This window comes from Sphingobacterium mizutaii (assembly GCF_900187125.1).
Taxonomy (GTDB): domain Bacteria; phylum Bacteroidota; class Bacteroidia; order Sphingobacteriales; family Sphingobacteriaceae; genus Sphingobacterium; species Sphingobacterium mizutaii.
Genome location: NZ_LT906468.1, coordinates 604,418 through 622,680 on the forward strand (window position 1 = coordinate 604,418; position 18,263 = coordinate 622,680).

Annotated in this window: 14 protein-coding genes; 7 read left to right on the top strand and 7 right to left on the bottom strand. The window is 41.7% G+C overall.

The window, feature by feature from the left end:
- Positions 1 to 2: 2 nt before the first annotated feature.
- The gene (locus tag CKW03_RS02705) at positions 3 to 416 is read right to left on the bottom strand and encodes a Na+/H+ antiporter subunit B (RefSeq protein ID WP_093100507.1); all 414 of its coding nucleotides are present in this window, start codon (positions 414 to 416) and stop codon (positions 3 to 5) included.
- Between the two features lie 4 nt (positions 417 to 420).
- Positions 421 to 2,730: a putative monovalent cation/H+ antiporter subunit A gene (locus CKW03_RS02710; RefSeq protein WP_093100506.1), complete on the bottom strand. Its 2,310-nt coding sequence runs from the start codon at positions 2,728 to 2,730 to the stop codon at positions 421 to 423.
- Positions 2,731 to 2,951: 221 nt separating this feature from the next.
- Here CKW03_RS02710 and CKW03_RS02715 point away from each other — a divergent pair, with 221 nt between their 5' ends.
- Complete coding sequence (locus CKW03_RS02715) at positions 2,952 to 4,037, top strand: metallophosphoesterase (RefSeq protein ID WP_093100504.1); 1,086 nt, start codon at positions 2,952 to 2,954, stop codon at positions 4,035 to 4,037.
- A gap of 234 nt (positions 4,038 to 4,271) precedes the next feature.
- Here CKW03_RS02715 and acs read toward each other — a convergent pair whose 3' ends face one another.
- A complete protein-coding gene (gene acs / locus CKW03_RS02720; RefSeq protein ID WP_093100503.1) occupies positions 4,272 to 6,188 on the bottom strand; it encodes an acetate--CoA ligase in 1,917 nt (638 codons plus the stop codon).
- A gap of 180 nt (positions 6,189 to 6,368) precedes the next feature.
- Here acs and CKW03_RS02725 point away from each other — a divergent pair, with 180 nt between their 5' ends.
- Positions 6,369 to 7,256, top strand: coding sequence for a UbiA prenyltransferase family protein (locus CKW03_RS02725; protein WP_093100501.1), 888 nt, complete (start codon positions 6,369 to 6,371; stop codon positions 7,254 to 7,256).
- Here the strand turns inward: CKW03_RS02725 and CKW03_RS02730 are convergent.
- The 3 genes from CKW03_RS02730 to rsmA are packed head-to-tail and all read right to left on the bottom strand — an operon-like array spanning position 7,221 to position 10,092.
- Positions 7,221 to 8,147: an NAD(P)-dependent oxidoreductase gene (locus CKW03_RS02730; RefSeq protein ID WP_093100500.1), complete on the bottom strand. Its 927-nt coding sequence runs from the start codon at positions 8,145 to 8,147 to the stop codon at positions 7,221 to 7,223. The two genes, CKW03_RS02725 and CKW03_RS02730, sit on opposite strands and share 36 nt — an antisense overlap.
- Before the next feature lie 9 nt (positions 8,148 to 8,156).
- Positions 8,157 to 9,311 (bottom strand): FAD-dependent monooxygenase, encoded by a 1,155-nt coding sequence (locus CKW03_RS02735; protein WP_093100498.1) that lies wholly within the window; start codon positions 9,309 to 9,311, stop codon positions 8,157 to 8,159.
- A 1-nt stretch (position 9,312) separates the two neighbouring features.
- Positions 9,313 to 10,092, bottom strand: coding sequence for a 16S rRNA (adenine(1518)-N(6)/adenine(1519)-N(6))-dimethyltransferase RsmA (rsmA, locus tag CKW03_RS02740; protein ID WP_093100497.1), 780 nt, complete (start codon positions 10,090 to 10,092; stop codon positions 9,313 to 9,315).
- A 138-nt stretch (positions 10,093 to 10,230) separates the two neighbouring features.
- On the opposite strand from rsmA, the gene pdxA reads away from it, so the two are divergent.
- The 4 genes from pdxA (at position 10,231) to miaA (ending at position 14,425) form a co-directional block, all read left to right on the top strand.
- Positions 10,231 to 11,286: a 4-hydroxythreonine-4-phosphate dehydrogenase PdxA gene (gene pdxA / locus CKW03_RS02745; protein ID WP_093100495.1), complete on the top strand. Its 1,056-nt coding sequence runs from the start codon at positions 10,231 to 10,233 to the stop codon at positions 11,284 to 11,286.
- Positions 11,287 to 11,356: 70 nt separating this feature from the next.
- Positions 11,357 to 12,760: a CCA tRNA nucleotidyltransferase gene (locus CKW03_RS02750; RefSeq protein WP_093100494.1), complete on the top strand. Its 1,404-nt coding sequence runs from the start codon at positions 11,357 to 11,359 to the stop codon at positions 12,758 to 12,760.
- 77 nt (positions 12,761 to 12,837) lie between these two features.
- Positions 12,838 to 13,416 carry an IS1096 element passenger TnpR family protein gene (locus CKW03_RS02755; RefSeq protein ID WP_093100492.1) on the top strand — a complete coding sequence of 193 codons (579 nt, stop codon included), beginning with the start codon at positions 12,838 to 12,840 and terminating at the stop codon, positions 13,414 to 13,416.
- A 91-nt stretch (positions 13,417 to 13,507) separates the two neighbouring features.
- Positions 13,508 to 14,425, top strand: coding sequence for a tRNA (adenosine(37)-N6)-dimethylallyltransferase MiaA (gene miaA / locus CKW03_RS02760; RefSeq protein ID WP_338066386.1), 918 nt, complete (start codon positions 13,508 to 13,510; stop codon positions 14,423 to 14,425).
- Between the two features lie 749 nt (positions 14,426 to 15,174).
- On the opposite strand, the gene CKW03_RS02765 is transcribed toward miaA, so the two are convergent.
- Positions 15,175 to 15,966 (bottom strand): hypothetical protein, encoded by a 792-nt coding sequence (locus CKW03_RS02765; protein ID WP_093101638.1) that lies wholly within the window; start codon positions 15,964 to 15,966, stop codon positions 15,175 to 15,177.
- Between the two features lie 192 nt (positions 15,967 to 16,158).
- Between CKW03_RS02765 and CKW03_RS02770 the strand changes: the two genes are divergently transcribed.
- A complete protein-coding gene (locus CKW03_RS02770; RefSeq protein ID WP_197700969.1) occupies positions 16,159 to 18,255 on the top strand; it encodes a glycoside hydrolase family 2 protein in 2,097 nt (698 codons plus the stop codon).
- Positions 18,256 to 18,263 lie beyond the last annotated feature (8 nt).

Consider the following 18,263-nt stretch of genomic DNA (forward strand, 5'->3'; position numbering starts at 1 on the left):
TATTAATCCTTTGTCAGTGAAATAGTGAATAAAATAGTTAATACAACTCCTATCACGACTAGGTAAACCCCTAGGTCAAAAAATAAAGCCGATCCGATCATCCCGATAACCGGAATCTTTTCCTCCCACCATAATCCTGTCATGGGTGGCAATCCAAAAAAGGTAGGCATCACCACGGCAACCGCCGATATACCCAATCCTATCGGAATCAGGGACAAAGGTTTCCTTCCCAATATCTTCATGGTGGCTTCCGTACCATTTGCAAAGCTGTGCAATACGAAGGCAATGGAAGCTACTAAGCCCCCAACAAATCCTCCTCCAGGGTAATAATGCCCCCTTAACAACAGAAAGAAAGAGAATAATAGTAAGATGGGTAACAGGTATCTGGTAGCTGTCTGTAATATTATACTGCGCATGTTCTTATTCCTTTTCTGAAGATTTTAATCTCAATTTCAATAAACTGTACACTCCTAATGCGGCAATCCCCAGTACCACGGTTTCAAACATGGTGTCAATTCCTCGGAAATCTGCCAAGATCAAGTTGACCACATTCTTTCCCTTTGCCAAAATATAGGCATTCTCGCCATAGAAATCACTGGTTTCCGTTTTTATCGGTTCATAAAGTACTTTCAAGGCAATAATGGAAAGGATAGCGCCAAAGCCTAGGGCAACAATGCTATCGCGGTATCTTTCCCTTTTCGAAGCAAGGTTCAAGAAACTTGGTAATTTATATAGGACCAATACAAAAAGTACGGTACTCAAGGTATCAATGGTAAACTGGGTCATGGCCAAATCCGGCGCACTGTAGAACACATACATCAAACAGATACAATAGCCTATGACACTCATCGCCACCACCGAGGTCAATCGGGAAGGGGTGGAGATCACAATGACTAATGCCCCCAAAAGGATGATTACCACCGCAACCTCATAAATAGTCAATGGAGTTAGGTTGTCAAAATCAATTTGGATAGGGCCACTTTGCCAAAGCTTGTATATCAATAAAGCTTCCGCAAATAAGATGATCTTCATGTGATAAGACCTTAAATAGCCATTATGGAAGAAATTGCTGAACCAATCGGCAAAGCGTACAATATCATTGGAATAGCCTGTGATTATCCGTTGCGGAGATATCCTGTCTAGACTTTCCACCCGTTTTACTTTTGCCTCGCTTGGTTTATTGATGAAGTATACAAAGGTACCAGCCCCTAGCGTGGCCAAGCTTAAGATCAATACGGTATTGAATCCATGCCAGATCGCCAAATGCATTTCCGTATCTCCGCCAAAGATTGAATTAGCGGTTTGATAACTCAGGAAGTTTCCGGCAACTCCAGGGATCAATCCGAAAATTAAACCTAATGAGGCCAAGATCAAAGGTGGGATCCACATGGACTTATAGGGCAGGTGCAATTTCTCATAAGCAGCTGGAAGCTCTCCGAAGAAGGGTTTGATTCCGGCCATAAACCCTGCTGCAACTAAGCAGACATTGGTGGCAACGGCTATTATCGTCAATATTAATATCCAGTTTTCCTTTGCGTGTAAGGTCGCTTCATAGATCAGATCCTTACCGATAAAACCAAAGGTCGATGGCAGTCCTGCACTGCTCAGAGCAGCTAGACCTGCAGCTAGTGCAACTGGTCCCAATACTTTCTTTAAACCTGAAAGTTTCGTGATATCCCTTGTGCCTGTTTCGTGATCGATGATTCCCGTAACCAGAAACAGGGTAGCTTTATACAGGGCATGCACCAAGATAAATACACTGGCGGCAATAACAGCCTCTTTCGTGCCGACGCCTAATAAAAACACCAGCATACCTAAGGCTGAAATGGTGGTATAGGCCAAGATGGATTTCAAATCTATCCGGAAAAGTGAATGGATGGCGGAATATAACATGGTAAATCCACCTACACCCATCAAGGTATAGCTCCATAATTCCGTTCCGCTCAACACCGGGAAAAACCTAGCTAAAAGATAAATCCCTGCTTTTACCATCGTGGCAGAATGCAGGTATGCCGAAACTGGAGTAGGGGCCTTCATGGCTCCGGGCAACCAAAAATGGAATGGAAACTGTGCCGACTTGGTAAATGCACCTATAAAAATCAGGAATAGGATCAATGGATATTGGGGATGGTTCAAAATGACATCCCGATATTCTATTAATTCTGAAATCCTGAAGGTTCCTGCTACATTTCCAATCAACACTAGGCCGGCAAGGAGGAAGAATCCGCCCATCCCGGTAATGGTCAGCGCCGTCATGGCACTTTTTCGGGAGGCCTCTTGGTCATTGTTGAATCCGATCAGGAAAAATGAACTGATACTGGTCAATTCCCAAAAGATAAATAGCAAAAAGATATTATCAGAAAGGACCAAACCCAACATGGCCGACATAAAAAGATAGAGATATCCAAAAAATCGGTCATAATAGGGGTGTCCTTTGAGGTAAGTCCGGGCATAAAAGAAGATTCCGCAGCCAATTCCGGTAATCAACAAGCAAAACAAAAGGGATAAACCATCTAACCTGAGGTTGAAGTCGACCCCTAGGGATGGAACCCAGCTGATTTCTTGGAAAAAATTTGATCCCGCAGCGATTTTCGGGATATATCCCATATAATAAATAAATAAGGCTGTGGGAATAAGCGGAATGAGGATGCTCCAAGATGATTTAAGCTTTTTGCCAAATGGAATGAGCAAAATCGAAGAAATCAAACCTAGAAGTATCGTAAATAACATGCGCGCTCTCTTAAAGAATTAATGGGATTCGGCTAAAAATAATAAAAAACAGGCATTTTTCTCGCTATAATTAAGAGAAAACATGATGAAATTCAAAAATAATTCCATTAAGCCAATTCCTCAAAAATCAACAGGAATATTTATGTCCCTCTATAAAAACATATACTTTCAATAAAAATCGCCTTTTCTTTCTAAATTTAGATAATCAACTTTTAATCATTATGAATTTAAAATCTATTTCAGTGCTCTCCACTTTACTGGCTCTGCTATTGTTTTCGCAGCAATTAATTGCACAGCAAAGTTATGTTAAGCCCAAACTTACAAACAGCAAATCCTGGTCTTTGGTTTTGATCCCAGATCCCCAGACCTATGTCAAATACGACCGCAATGTGGGAATATTAAACCTGATGACCTCTTGGGTCCGAGAGAATGCCGATTCCCTAAATACTCAATTCGTGCTATGCACAGGAGATTTGGTGGAACAGAATGACCTTTTGAACCCTGATACCAAGGCTGCCAACCAAAATAGCAAACAGCAATGGACCAATACCAGTGAGGCATTCCGTAAATTAGATAACCGCGTGCCCTATGTTTTGGCCACTGGAAACCACGATTATGGCCATGTCAGTGCAGAGTATAGGGCTACGCAATACGATAAGTATTTCTCCCCAGAGCAAAATGGATTCAATGCCAAGGCTTTGCGGGAGGTAGGACCAAGCTTGAACGGCAACTCATCGGCTGTCAATGCTGTCTATGAGTTTGAAACTCCGCATCCAAAGAAACTATTGGTGATGGTCCTTGAATTTGCACCAAGAAATGAAGTGCTGGCTTGGGCAAAGAAAACCTTGGATCAACAGAAATATGAAAATCATGATGTCATTTTGTTGACCCATACTTATTTGGACAGCAAAAGCAACCACATCCAAAAAGAAGGGTACAAGATCGAAGATGCGAACTATGGAGCTGCTGTCTTTGAAAAACTGGTGAAGCCTTCCAAAAATATCCGAATGGTGTTCTCTGGCCATATTGGTGACCCTGATAATTTCGATGGGCACATAGGGTTCAGACAGGACAAGAACGCTGCCGGTAAAACCGTAAGCCAGATGACCTTCAATGCCCAGGCGATGGGTGGGGGATGGTTCGGTAATGGTGGCGATGGCTGGTTGAGATATCTGGAATTCCTTCCGGATGGCAAGACTGTAAAAGTGAAAACCTTTTCGCCGCTTTTTGCGATCTCTCCAGCAACTCAAAACCTAGCTTACAAGACTGAAAAAAATCAAGAATTTCAATTTTCACTGGAAGATTGATTCGAATTTCCTGACCACTTGGCTTCGGGTCTTGCTTTGACCTCATTCGAGACATATTCGGAAAATTCGGAATGTGTCTCGAATGAGGTTAAAATATAAACCAGGATTTTTCTAAAAAATTAGCCAGAACATTTTTCTAATTCAAGACACCCAAAATGGACATAAAAAAAATGGAGCTTCCTTTAAGAGAAAGCTCCATTTTTTTATGGAATTCTTATTCGTAAATCTTGGAGATTATTTCTTCATTTCTTTAGCTCCTTCGATAATCGCTTCCACGACGGTAGGATCTTGAAGGGTTGAGGTATCGCCTAGATTGCTTAATTCGCCTTCAGCAACCTTACGCAGGATTCTGCGCATGATTTTTCCAGATCTTGTTTTAGGAAGGTCTGTTACGAATTGGATAATATCTGGTTTTGCAATCGCTCCGATGATACGGGTTACGGTTTGCAAGATATCTTGTCTTGTTTTTTCGGCATCGATATGGTGATTGGCAATCACGTAAGCGTAGATTCCTTGCCCCTTAACTGGGTGCGGATAACCTACGATCGCTGACTCAACCACATCCGAGTGCATATTGATGGCATTTTCAACCTCAGCCGTTCCGATACGGTGTCCGGATACGTTCAATACATCATCCACACGGCCGGTAATACGGTAGTATCCTTCAGGGCTGCGGTAACATCCGTCGCCAGTGAAGTACATATCTTGGTAGGTAGAGAAATAAGTTTGTCTACAACGTTCATGGTCGCCCCAAGTCGTACGCAACATACCTGGCCAAGGGAACTTGATACATAAGTTGCCCGATACATCATTTCCTTTGATTTCTTCTCCGTTTTCATCCATTAAGCACGGCTGAATACCAGGAAGTGGTAGCATCGCATAGCCTGGGATTTCTTTTGTAATACCTGCAATCGGTGTAATTAAGTGTCCACCGTTTTCAGTCTGCCACCAGGTATCCACGATTGGGCATTTACCATGACCAACTTTATCATGGTACCAGTTCCAAGCTTCCTCATTGATTGGCTCACCAACGGTTCCTAAAACACGAAGGGAAGAAAGATCTTTTCCTTCCAGGAAGTCATCGCCAAATGCCATCAAAGAACGGATAGCTGTTGGAGCGGTGTACAAGATATTGACTTTATATTTATCGACGATATCCCAGAATCGACTTGCATCTGGGTAGGTCGGGATTCCTTCAAACATCAATGAAGTTGCGCCTTGCGAGAGCGGTCCATAAACGATATAACTGTGACCGGTAATCCAACCGATGTCTGCTGTACAGAAGAAAACTTCTCCCGGTTGGTATTGGAAGGTATTTGCAAAGGTATAGCCGGTGTAGACCATATATCCAGCTGTGCTATGCACCACACCCTTGGGTTTGCCGGTAGAACCAGATGTGTAAAGGATGAACAAAGTATCTTCAGCGTCCATCTCTTCAGCAGGACATGCCGGATTTCCTTGTGTCTCTACTTTCTTGATCTCATCTTCCCACCATACGTCACGGCCTTTGATCATGGAAACAGGGGTACGGGTACGGGTTAATACGATTACCTTTTCTACGGTATCACATTGCATCAATGCATCATCTACGATAGATTTCAGTTCCAATATTTTTTGGCCACGGAAACCGCCGTCGGAGGTAATGACCAATTTACATTCTGCATCATTGATCCGGTCAGCGATAGATCGAGCAGAGAATCCACCGAATACCACATTGTGGATTGCACCGATACGCGCACATGCCAATACAGCAATGACCAATTCAGGTACCATCGGTAAATAGATACATACACGGTCACCTTTGCGGATATTGTTGTTCTTCAGAACATTGGCAAACTGCTCAACTTTTTGTAATAATTGTTTATAGGTCAGGATACGGTGAGCCTCATTGGGATCGTTAGGTTCCCAGATAATGGCCGGTTGATCTCCTAATTTATAGATATGACGATCTAAACAGTTCTCTGTAATATTAAGTTTTGCACCCTCAAACCAATTGATGTCTGGATCTCTAAAGTTCCAGTTCAATACATTGTTCCATTTTCTTTTCCAAAAGAAATGGTCTGCCACATCACTCCAAAACGCTTCGGGTTCTTCTACACTCCTTTTGTAAGCTTCTTGATACTCCTCAAAAGATTTAAGCTGAAAATTCATCTTTTTTTTAAAAATTATAGGTCTACATTATCTTTACATCAGGAAAATTATTTATTTCGGTCAATTAGTTATTGAATGCGGAAAAAACAAGAACCTGTTTAGCTAATTTAATTTTTTTTCGATTGAAATACTAATTTTTGTAGGCTAGGAACAAATATTGAGAGCAATTGTTAGGTTACCATGACAAGCGTTTTAAAAAGGATATACTACTTTTTGGTTCATACGAATCTACTGATTGCCTTGGCAGCGGTGGCCCAATGTGCCTTGACCTATTATATCCTTCAATTCCCTGTCAACAATGATATCCTGATCATTGAAGGTGCTACCACCTTGCTGCTTTATAACCTGAGCTTGTACCTGTCCTTGCCAAAAGACCCCAGTAAATCGCCATTCCAGCGTACTCGATGGATCGGAAAGAATATGTGGCTTTTTTGGTTATTGAGTGGACTGTCTGTTTTGGTCACAGTTTGGACTTTGTTACATGTCCACATCCTGACCTTGTTTTTTCTGGGCTTTATTGGAGCGATGAGTTTGGCCTATGCCGTTCCATTGATTAAGATAAATGACAGATGGGTAGGGATGCGGCAGATTCCCGGACTTAAGGTTTTTTATATTGCCTTAGTCTGGTCTTTAAGTAGTGTGGGACTTCCCGTGGTTGAGCTATTCGCCAATGGAGAGCAAATTGATTGGTATGCTGCCAACTATTTAGGCTTGGTAAAAATAGTGTTCTTGGTACTCTGTACCTTGCCTTTTGATATCAGGGATTTTGAGCAGGATAGCTTATACAACCTGAAGACGGTGCCGATCTTATTGGGAAAACAAAGAGCGATTAATTTATCCTATGGAATAGGGGTGTTTCACCTGATCCTGATTCTGCTTTCTCCAAATACTTGGGGGGTAAAAATAGGTTTATTGATTACGACCATCCTGATCCTGATCATGTTCCGGATCATTATCTTTTCAAAAGAAAAGCACTATCACCATGTCTATCTCTTAGACTTGGCATTAGTGCTTCAATGGTTCTTTGTTTGGCTATTGATACTCGTAAGCAATAACCTTGTCGGCTAATACTTCAGAGAGCTTATAGTAACTTTCGAAGGTCCAACCGGCAACATGTGGGCTCAATAAGACATTGTCCCTTTTGATCAGGTCCTCATACCAAGCTTCCTCTGCCAAGGCCGGAAATTTTTCAACAGGCAACACATCAAATGCTGCCGCAATAATCTTCCCTTCATCCAATTTCTTCAATACTGCAGGGATTTTCACGATTCCGCCGCGAGCACCCATCAAAAAGAAGATCGGTTTCCTGAAATGGAATAGATATTCATCATCCACCATGCCTCGAGTTTCACGCGTCAATGGAATATGGAAGCTCAATACATCGGCTCTACGTACCACTTCTTCCATGGAGACCTCAGTGGCATATAAATCGGAAAAGCCGGTTTTATACTTATCATAAGCGATGACTTTCACATCAAAACCAGATAATTTTTTAGCCATGGCTTGACCATTGTGACCATATCCGATTAGTGCTACGGTTTTTCCCTTCAGCTCATGGCCTCGGTTTTCTTCTCTTTTCCATTCGCCCGATCGAACTTCTCTATCGCCACGGTTGAGGTTGTTCATCAGGCTCAGAAGCATACCGATCATGTGCTCGCCTACAGCATCGCGATTCCCTTCATTGGCAGGGATCAATTTGATGCCCTTGCTGTTGGCATAAGCTTCATCAATATTGTCCATTCCGGCCCCTGCTCTTCCGATCATCTTGAGGTTGGGATTGAGATCTATGAATTCCTTGTCCACTTGGAATTTGGAACGTATGATCAGGCCATCATAATCAACAATGGCTTTTTCAGCATCCGCTCTGCTGAAGTCGGGTTGGTAGGAATAGGCAATTGCAGCGCGACCTAATTTCTGCAATAGAACTTCGTGTATATCGTCTACTATTAAAATATTCATAAGAATGCATTATTTCATGAAATCTTCCTTGAACAGCTTGATCAAAGACTTTTGATTCATGCTGTCGGGCATGATTTTCATCAGGTTATTTCGGATTGAAATTAAGAATTTATTCTCCCATTGAGCAACATCACCGATCAATTTTGAAGTATCTGTGATATACTTGGTCCTCGCTAGTCTTCTTTTTTCAAAAGCGAGGAATGCTTGCTCCACGGACTGCTCATTCTGTAGTTCATTATGCAGTACGGCTACATCTTCCATGGCTTGGCAGGCTCCTTGGCCCATATTTGGGGTACAGGCATGTGCGGCATCACCAATGATCAAGATATTACCAAAAGCAAAATTCTTTATGGGTTGGATATCGATGATATCAGACCAAATCAAATCGGCATCCAAGGTTTTGTCCAGCACTTCCTGAATGGGCTGATGGTAGTTTCCAAATTGGCGCTTCAGGTCCTGTACTTTGTAATCTCTGAAGACGGGGTTCTGTTGTGGCCCATTGATGCAGGCATACCAATAGATCCGTTGGTTAACGAGAGGGGTTAAGCCAAATCGGCCTTTGTTTCCCCAAGTTTCCGAACCTCTTTTCAGTTGGAGATCTGAGTTGTCAATGGTAGCACGCCAACAGCTATAGCCAGCATATCGTGGTTTGGATGCAGGGAGTAGTTTTTGACGCAGTGGAGATTTTACACCATCGGCAATGATGAGGTATTTAGTTCGATGGGAACTCCCATCCTCAAATTGGATCTCCACATAATCTGACTTCTGAAGTAGATTGCAAGCTTTTTTGCCAAGGGCAATGGATTCTTGTTTTACCTTGGATAAAAGGTAGAGATGTAGATCTGCGCGATGGATGGCAAAATTCTTTTGCTCGTATTTATCGGATAATTTAGTGGTGTTTGGGTTGACCAGTATATTCCCTTTTTGATCTAAGATAGCAAAGGAGTCTAGGTAATAACCGATCTCTTCGACTTCTTCACGGATACCTATGTATTCTAGGGCGTGCATGGCATTGGCAGCCAAACCAAATCCGGCTCCGATACCTTTGATTGCTTTGGATTGTTCAAAAAGGGTGAATTCACGGTTAAGGTTTTGGAGGGCTATTGCTGCGGTCAATCCGGCAACTCCGGCCCCAATAATGGTAAATTCCCTTTGTACTTCCATGTCAGAGACTTTTTGAGATTTCGTTTGTCAGGATTTCAAAATCTTGAACGGATAGGCGTTCTGCCCTCAATTCATAGAGCGGGTTATCGCTCATTCTATCTTTTGGGACTACTGCTGAGAGTGCATTCCTAAGGGTTTTTCGCCTTTGGTTGAAACCAGCTTTCACTACGCGCCAGAATAATTTCTCATCACAGTCCAAGGTTTCACGATTGTTTCTGACCATGCGCATTACCCCGGAAAGTACCTTTGGCGGTGGATTGAATGCGCCCGCTTTTACCGTGAAAAGATAAGAAACATCATAGTAAGCTTGCAGAAACACACTTAAGATTCCATATTCCTTGTTTCCAGGTTTGGCAACGCAACGTTCCGCAACTTCCTTTTGGAACATACCCACCATTTCGACCACACGGTTTCTTTCTTCCAGTACCTTAAATAAGATTTGCGAAGAAATATTGTAGGGAAAGTTCCCTATAACAGCCATCTTTTCGCCGAAATACTGGCTGAAGTCTAGGTTCAGGAAATCGCCATGGATCAGGCGATTGCCGAGTTCAGGGTATTTGTCTGCTAAGTATTCAATGGATTCATCATCCACATCGATCAGGAAAGTTTCGTAAGCCTCGTTTTGCAACAAGAAATCGGAGAGTACGCCCATCCCAGGTCCAACTTCCAAGACCTGCTTAAAGCCAAGAGAAGGAGTTAATGCATCAACAATTCGTTGTGCGGCATTTTTATCGTTAAGGAAATGCTGACCTAAATGTTTTTTTGCGCGTACTGAACCCATAGGAATTATTTGCCACAAAGATAGTGTTTTTTAAGCGAGCAGGATTTGAATTATATGTTCCATTTGCATGTTAATGCCAATAGAACCTTAATGTTTATGATTTTTTGCTATTTTTGACTATATCTAATAGCATTGAAGATGAGTGAGAAACTAAAAATAGGCATTTCAGTAGGAGATATTAACGGAATCGGTTTAGAGGTAATTATCAAATCCTTGATGGATAACCGTGTTATGGATTTCTTTACGCCCATAGTTTATGGCAATACCAAAGTTGCCTCATTCCATCGAAAGGCCATTGGAGTGAATGATTTCAGTTTCAATGTGATCAATTCAGCGGATCAGGCGAACCCTAAACGTCCTAATATGATCAACTGTTGGCAGGAGGATGTGAAGATCAGTTTAGGTGAGCAAAATGAAATTGGCGGAAAGTATGCCTTTGTTTCATTGCAAAAGGCTACTGAAGATCTGAAAGCAGGTCTGATTGATGCCTTGGTCACTGCACCGATAAACAAACATAATATCCAGCAAGAAGGATTTAATTTTCCGGGACATACCGAATACCTACAGAATGCATTTGAAGCCAAGGATGTGTTGATGTTTATGGTGAGCGATGATCTTCGAGTAGGGGTTGTAACCGGACATATCCCTGTGAAGGAAGTGGCCGCTTCAATTACCGAAGAGAGCATCTTGCACAAATTAAGGATGATGAATGAAAGCCTGAAGAAGGATTTTTGGATTCAAAAACCAAAAATTGCTGTATTAGGTTTGAACCCACATGCCGGCGATGATGGGCTGATCGGTACTGAAGATCGGGATATCATCAAGCCAGCCATTGAGAAAGCAAATGAGGAAGATATCTTCTGTTTTGGGCCATTCCCTGCAGATGGTTTCTTTGCTGCTGATGCCTATACCAAGTTTGATGCGGTCCTTGCGATGTACCATGACCAAGGATTGATTCCATTCAAGCATATTGCTGCCCGTAACGGCATCAATTTCACGGCAGGTCTTCCAGTTGTCCGTACCTCTCCCGATCATGGAACCGGATACGACATCGCTGGAAAAAATCTGGCCTCGCATGCATCATTTTTAGAAGCGATTTTTGAAGCTGTACATATAGTTAATAGACGTAGAGAACAAGAGGTTCTGACTGAAAATCCATTAGCATTCCGTAGACTATCGAAAGATCGTGACTAAGTAAAGCCTGGATTTTATAAAGGCTGCCATCTGTTGTCTATAAATTTCATTACTTTTGCACTTTGTTGCTATGAGTGAGAATTTAAGTCATCCCATTTTTTCCATAATAAGAGAATTAGCCCATCAGGAGGGTGTTTCCTGTTTTGTTATCGGCGGTTATGTCCGCGATAGAATCATGGGCCGTCCATTTAAGGATGATATTGACATCCTTGTCTTGGGAAGCGGGATTGATTTTGCCAATAAATTAGGTGAAAAACTACATACGAAAGTTGCTGTCTATAAATCTTTTGGAACAGCGATGTTAGTTTATGAAGGCCTACAGGTTGAATTTGTGGGTGCTAGAAAGGAATCTTACCGAAAAGATTCCAGAAAGCCAATCGTAGAGGACGGCACCCTGGAAGATGACCAAAATCGTCGTGACTTTACCATCAATGCCATGGCTTTTTCGCTAAATGAGTCGAATTATGGCGAACTCATCGATCCATTCCAAGGGCTTAACGATATCCAAAATAGGCTGATAAAAACACCATTGTCTCCGGATATCACCTTTTCAGATGATCCATTGAGAATGATGCGCGCCATCCGTTTTGCTACCCAATTAAACTTCAGGATCGATTCAACCGCGCTGAATGCCATCAGTGAAAATGCTGACCGGATTCAGATTATCTCTAAAGAACGTATTACTGACGAACTCAATAAAATTATCCTTGCTGAAAAACCTTCTATCGGTTTCAAGTATTTATTTGATACCGGCCTTTTAGAGAGGATATTCCCAGCAATGTACCAATTGTACGGCGTGGAATACGTAGATGGTAAGGGGCATAAGGATAACTTTTACCATACACTGGAGGTATTGGACAATGTAGCTGAGATGTCTAATGATCTTTGGCTTCGTTGGGCTGCAATCATGCATGATATAGCCAAGCCAGCTACCAAGCGATTTGATAAAAAGGTAGGTTGGACCTTCCATGGTCATGAGGACCGTGGTGCGAAGATGGTGCCTAAATTGTTTGCTGAACTGAAGCTTCCTTTGAATGAAAAGATGAAGTTTGTGCAAAAATTGGTGATGCTCCACCTGAGACCGATCGTTTTGGCTAAGGATATCGTGACGGATTCAGCGGTCCGCAGATTATTGTTTGAAGCGGCAGATGATATCGATGATCTGATGTTGCTATGCCATGCAGACGTCACCACCAAAAATGAATATAAAAAGAGGAAATACCGGGACAATTTTGAACTCGTCAAACAAAAACTGAAAGATGTTGAAGAGCGAGATCACCTAAGAAACTGGCAACCTCCTGTGGATGGTGATGATATCATGAAAACCTTTGGTATCGGGCCTGGAAAACATGTTGGGATTATCAAGAAAGCGATTCGCGAGGCGATTTTGGAAGGCGAAATTCCAAACTCTAGGCAAGAAGCACTATCCTTGATGATAGAAAAAGGGAAAACCTTGGGGCTAACCAAAGTTTGAACAGATTGATTTTTTAAAAAAATATGTAATTTTAAAGCTTGAAATAGAGCTTATCCAAATTAATACATTTTACGAATATGGCGATTTATAGATTTAGAGTAACTTTTGAAGACTACGAAGATGTTTACAGAGAGATTGACATGCCTTCAAAAAGTACTTTCTTAGATTTACACACACAGATTCAAAAAAGTACTGGCTACGACCAAGAGCGTTCCTCTTCGTTTTATGTGAGCAATGACCAATGGAAAAAAGGTACTGAGATTGCTTACTTACCGAACGAAAGGAAGAAAGCAGCTGGCGTTTTGATCGTGGAGGATGTTCGTTTGAGTAAATTTATTGATGATCCTCATCAAAAGTTTTACTACACGTATAACTTTGACCGTCCTTATGATTTTCATGTGGAATTGATCAAGATCTTAAAAGAAGAGGAGGGTAAAGAATATCCGGCCCTGTTCAAGAAAATCGGTGAAGCCCCAAGAAACTTGACGGCTGCAAATTTCCCTGTTACGGCGGATGATGAAGATGATGATGAATTTGTACCAGAAGATGCTGAAGAATATGGCGTAGATGAGGAGGATGACTATGATATGTTTGATGATGAGGAAGGTGAGGAGTCGGAAGGTGAATCGAACAAGTCTAATGAGGAAGATTATTAATATCGATCAACAATAAGATTTTGAATAGATGATAGAGCTTCTATCATCTATTTTTTTATTCTATAATTAGTAAAAAAGGATGTCCACGGAATTGAATAGGCAAAAAACATTGATAGTAGTCGTTGGACCTACAGCTGTAGGAAAAACTGCACTGGCAATCCAATTGGCCAATCATTTTAAAACATCCATTATTTCTGCTGATTCCAGGCAGTTTTACCAAGAAATGAGCATAGGGACTGCCAAGCCCAATGCGGAAGAGTTAGCACAAGCAAACCATTATTTTATTAATTCCCGTTCCATTGCCGAGGATTATACTGCTGGGGATTTTGAGCGGGAGGCTCTGGTCCGTTTAGCGGTTCTGTTCAAGAGTACAGATGTAGTGATCGCGGTTGGTGGTTCTGGACTTTTTGTAAGAGCATTGACCGAGGGTTTGGATGATCTTCCGAAAGCGGGTGAAGAAATCCGGGATAAGCTGAATGAATGGTTTCGGAACGAAGGATTGGAGCCCTTGAAACAGAGGCTTCAGGAGATCGATCCAGCGTATTATGATAAGGCGGATATTGATAATCCGCAACGTGTAATCCGTGCGATAGAGGTTTTTGAGGCTTCTGGAAAGCCCATCTCTTATTTCATGAACAAGCAGAAGACGGAAAGACCTTTTCAAGTGATTACGATTGGCCTGAATACCGATCGGGAATGGCTATACAATCGAATTAACCAAAGGGTGGACCTGATGATGGAGGCTGGATTGCTGGAAGAAGTGAAGTCTTTATTGCCTTTCCGGAATAAACCTGCCCTCTTGACCGTGGGTTATGCTGAAATCTTTGAGTATTTGGATGGGAAGATCAGTTTGGAGGACGCAGTTTCGCAGATCAAGCAGAATTCCAGAAGATATGCAAAGAGGCAGATCACCTGGTTTAAGAAATATGGAAATACCGTCTGGTTTGAACCCCAAGCTAAAGACGAGATTTTCGCCTACCTAGATCAAACCCTTAAAAACAAGGGTTAGAAATTCTAAAAAATAAAAAATTGCTCCCCTAGACCATGTCATTAATTTGAGGTTTTATATGCTGAGGTTCGTCCGAAGCATCTCGGATATATGCGGACCTTCAAATTCAAAGACAGCCATTATTGAATTGACGAACAGTTCTTCAATCTTCGATTGAAGATGACAAAGTCTCTAGAAGGAGAGCCGTACAGATTCTTCACTAATCGTTCAGAGTTGGAAATGAATTCAGTAGGGATTTTCAGAAAAATATTTCACCCCCGCTAGGGGTTCTCCGTTAAACAGTCCAATTTTTCTACAAATATTCCACCCCCACTGGGGGTTGCCTATCCTGGCAAACAACCATCCTTCCGCAGGAAGTCCTTTAGCCCCCGGCTCATTTCCTTGGCGGAAAAATGGATAGAATGCCGATGCCCTGTGCGATGGGATTGGCCTTGGAATGCTTTCAATAGATCATCCCATCAAAAGGGATGATCTATTGAAAGATATTCCCGACAACAAGGCATTCTATCCATGTGTGGGAGGCCGTGCGAAAAGCCACCTTAAATGAGCCGAAGCGTTTACGGATTCGAGTTGTTTTTGGTATCCGTGAGCTCCTTCGTTGGTTTGGTTACTTTTGCGCTTCAAAAGTAACAATAGAATTGGTATCCGTGAGCTCCTTCGTAGGTTTGGTACTTTTGGGCTTAAAAATAAAAATAGCCCCAATAGGGCTATTTTCAATAACAGTGTATTCTTTCTAAGAGTTAGATGAATTAGTCATTCGGTAAATATTCATTGATATATTTGATATCATCTTCTTGAAGACCTTTCTCCGTATCAGTGATGGTCCATAGGATATCCTGAAGTTTGCCGGTTATTGCATTATAGTTTTGATCTACCTGATTATTTTTAAAATATTGTTCAATATTGATTTTCTTATTCTTCAATCTATTGATTAAATCATGTAAGCTTGAGGAATTTGAAATAACGGCGAAATCGTATTTCTCAGTTTCTGAAGAAGCATATTTACTTTCATTTCCGCAGTACATGTGCAGATCCAGATAAATAGTCTTGTTTGCTGGGATATCGATGCTTACCTTTTTCAATAGTACACCATTTTGATAGTCCCCAGTTCTCGATTTAATGATAAGTCCAGCGGGTAATTCTAATTTTTTAGTGCTTGAGGTGCTGTTTTTCAATTTGATTCCCAACCTTACGAAATAACCACTTCCACGCGAGAAATCAGGTGAAAGATCTGCTGCAACTTCAGCTTTAAGATTAGATGCTCTTTTGGCAACCATAGCTTTCTTAGCGCTAGCTCTGGCAGTTGTGTTATAGTCACCTTCATATCCGGTGATTTCACCTTGCAGTTCTATGCCTTCGGGAAGGCTATATTTCTGACCAGTTGGCTCTCCATCAGTATTTCCAAGTCCTGGGATCTTACCTGGTAGGTCTTCAACGATTTCGATTTCATCGTCTTTGTCGTCTTTGCTGCACGAACTGATTGCAAATGCTAATACCAAGGATAATAATACGACAAATGGAATGCGGATTTTCTTTTTCATGTTTTTTACAGGATTGATTTTTTGTGTTGATTCAAAGGTATTGCTTAATAAAAAAGGGGTAAATACCTGTATTCGGGTAATTCTACTTACTGTTTTTGTTACGAAAACCATTTCGCTATTCGCGCAATCGATTGATAGGTTAGGGGCTTTTTGAAATGACTATCTTAGATTCATATAAATCTAAAACAGAAAATGATTTTTAGGAAAGAGTACCTATTGATGATGGTCGGATTGCTTGCCAATTCGATTGGTTTTGCGCAGTCTAGAATGGAAAAGTCTTTTAATGAGGGCTGGAAATTCTATAAGGCAAATAACTCCACTTTCTTCACTGATTTCGAAAACGGCCAAAAATATTTTGAGAACCAAGGGCAATGGACCAAACTGGAAATATGGGAAGACATAACCTTGCCACATACTTACAATAAGGACGATATGCAGAAGGATCGGAACTTCTTTGAAGGGAAGGCTGTTTATCAGAAAACATTTCATCCGGATGAGGCTGATAAGAATAGAAGGACCTTTTTGAAGTTTGAAGGCGTTGGTGCCGTGGCGCAGTTGTTTGTCAACGGAAATTATATTGGAGAACATAAAGGTGGCTATTCCATGTTTGTCTTTGAAATCAGTAATTCCATTGAATATGGAAAGGACAATAGCATTACGGTCATTGCAGACAATAAATCGAGAAAGGATATTATCCCGATCAACCATTTCCTTTTTCCTGTATATGGTGGTATTTATAGACCTGTGCACCTGATTACGACCAACAAAACCAATTTTGTGGTTACGGATCAAGCTGCTCCTGGGATTTTTATCAGACAGAAAAATGTATCGAGCAAATCTGCGGATATTCAGGTTGAGGCAAAATTAGAAACTAAGGAAAAGACCATCCAAGAGGTGGAGTTGAGCCTAGAAATCAAGGATGATCAGGGCAAAACGGTTGAAACGCAGAAATATCCCGTTAAGATTTCGCCGCAAGGGGTGACCTATGTGAATGAAACGATCAAAATGAAATCCCCGCATCTATGGGATGGAATCAGGGATCCTTATCTATATTCTTTAACGGCAAAGATTACCGCCAATGGCAAAGAGCTTGATGCCGTAAAGCAGCCATTGGGAATCCGTCACATCGAAATGATCGCTAATAAGGGCGTGTTTCTAAATGGTAAGAAATATCCAATGTATGGAGTGACCAGGCATCAGGACCGAGAAGGATTTGGCTCAGCATTGAGCTTTGAACAGCATAAGGAGGATATGATGCTGATCAAGGAAATGGGGGCCACGACCATTCGATTGGCGCATTATCAGCAGTCGCCGCAGATGTATGCTTTGGCAGATTCGATAGGCTTCTTGACCTGGGCTGAAATACCTTTTGTCAATAGGGTTTCCTACTATGAGAATGATAACGCCAAGCAGCAAATGGTCGAATTGGTGAAGCAAAACTTTAACCATCCATCCATCTATATCTGGGGAGTGCATAATGAAGTCTATTCCAAGACTGCCGATGAACAGGTGCCTGTATTGTCGAGAGAATTGAACGATATCGCTAAAACATTGGACCCTGATCGCTATACGGTTGCCGTTACGGGATACAATGTGATTGATAGGCAGGAGAATTTAAGTACCGATGTGCAGGGTATCAACCATTATTTTGGTTGGTATGGAGGCAAGATCGAGGATTTGGGACCTTGGGCACAGAAAGTGCAGAAGGATTTTCCTGAATACAAGATTATCCTTTCGGAATATGGTGCTGATGGGAATATCGATATTGGCAAGGAAGAGGTTGAGGCACCAAAGGATGTGATTTCGGGGAAAGCATTCCCTGAGAATTACCAGACTGAGACGCATATTCAGCAATGGGCTGCCATTGAAAAGAACCCAATCATCTTGGCTTCTTATCTATGGAACAGTTTTGAGTTTGCTGTGCCTGCTTGGAACCGTGGTGGTGTAAATGCGCGAAACCTAAAAGGGCTGATTACCTTTGATCGTAAAAGGAAAAAGGATTCCTTCTATTGGTATAAAGCCAATTGGAACCCTGAACCTATGATCTATCTGGCAAATCGCAGGGATAGTATCCGCACGCATAAAAACAGCAAGATCCAATTGTTCTCTAATCTTTCTAAAGTCCAGCTGATCGTTAATGGTAAAGAATACCAAGCAAAACAAGGAGTAAACTCGAAGCATTGGGTCGTTGATAATGTGGAATTGAAACAAGGGGAAAATAAGATACAGGCGAAAGGGAATAGTGGCAACGAAGTGTTGACTGATGAAATGACCTGGACCCTACAATAATTAAAACC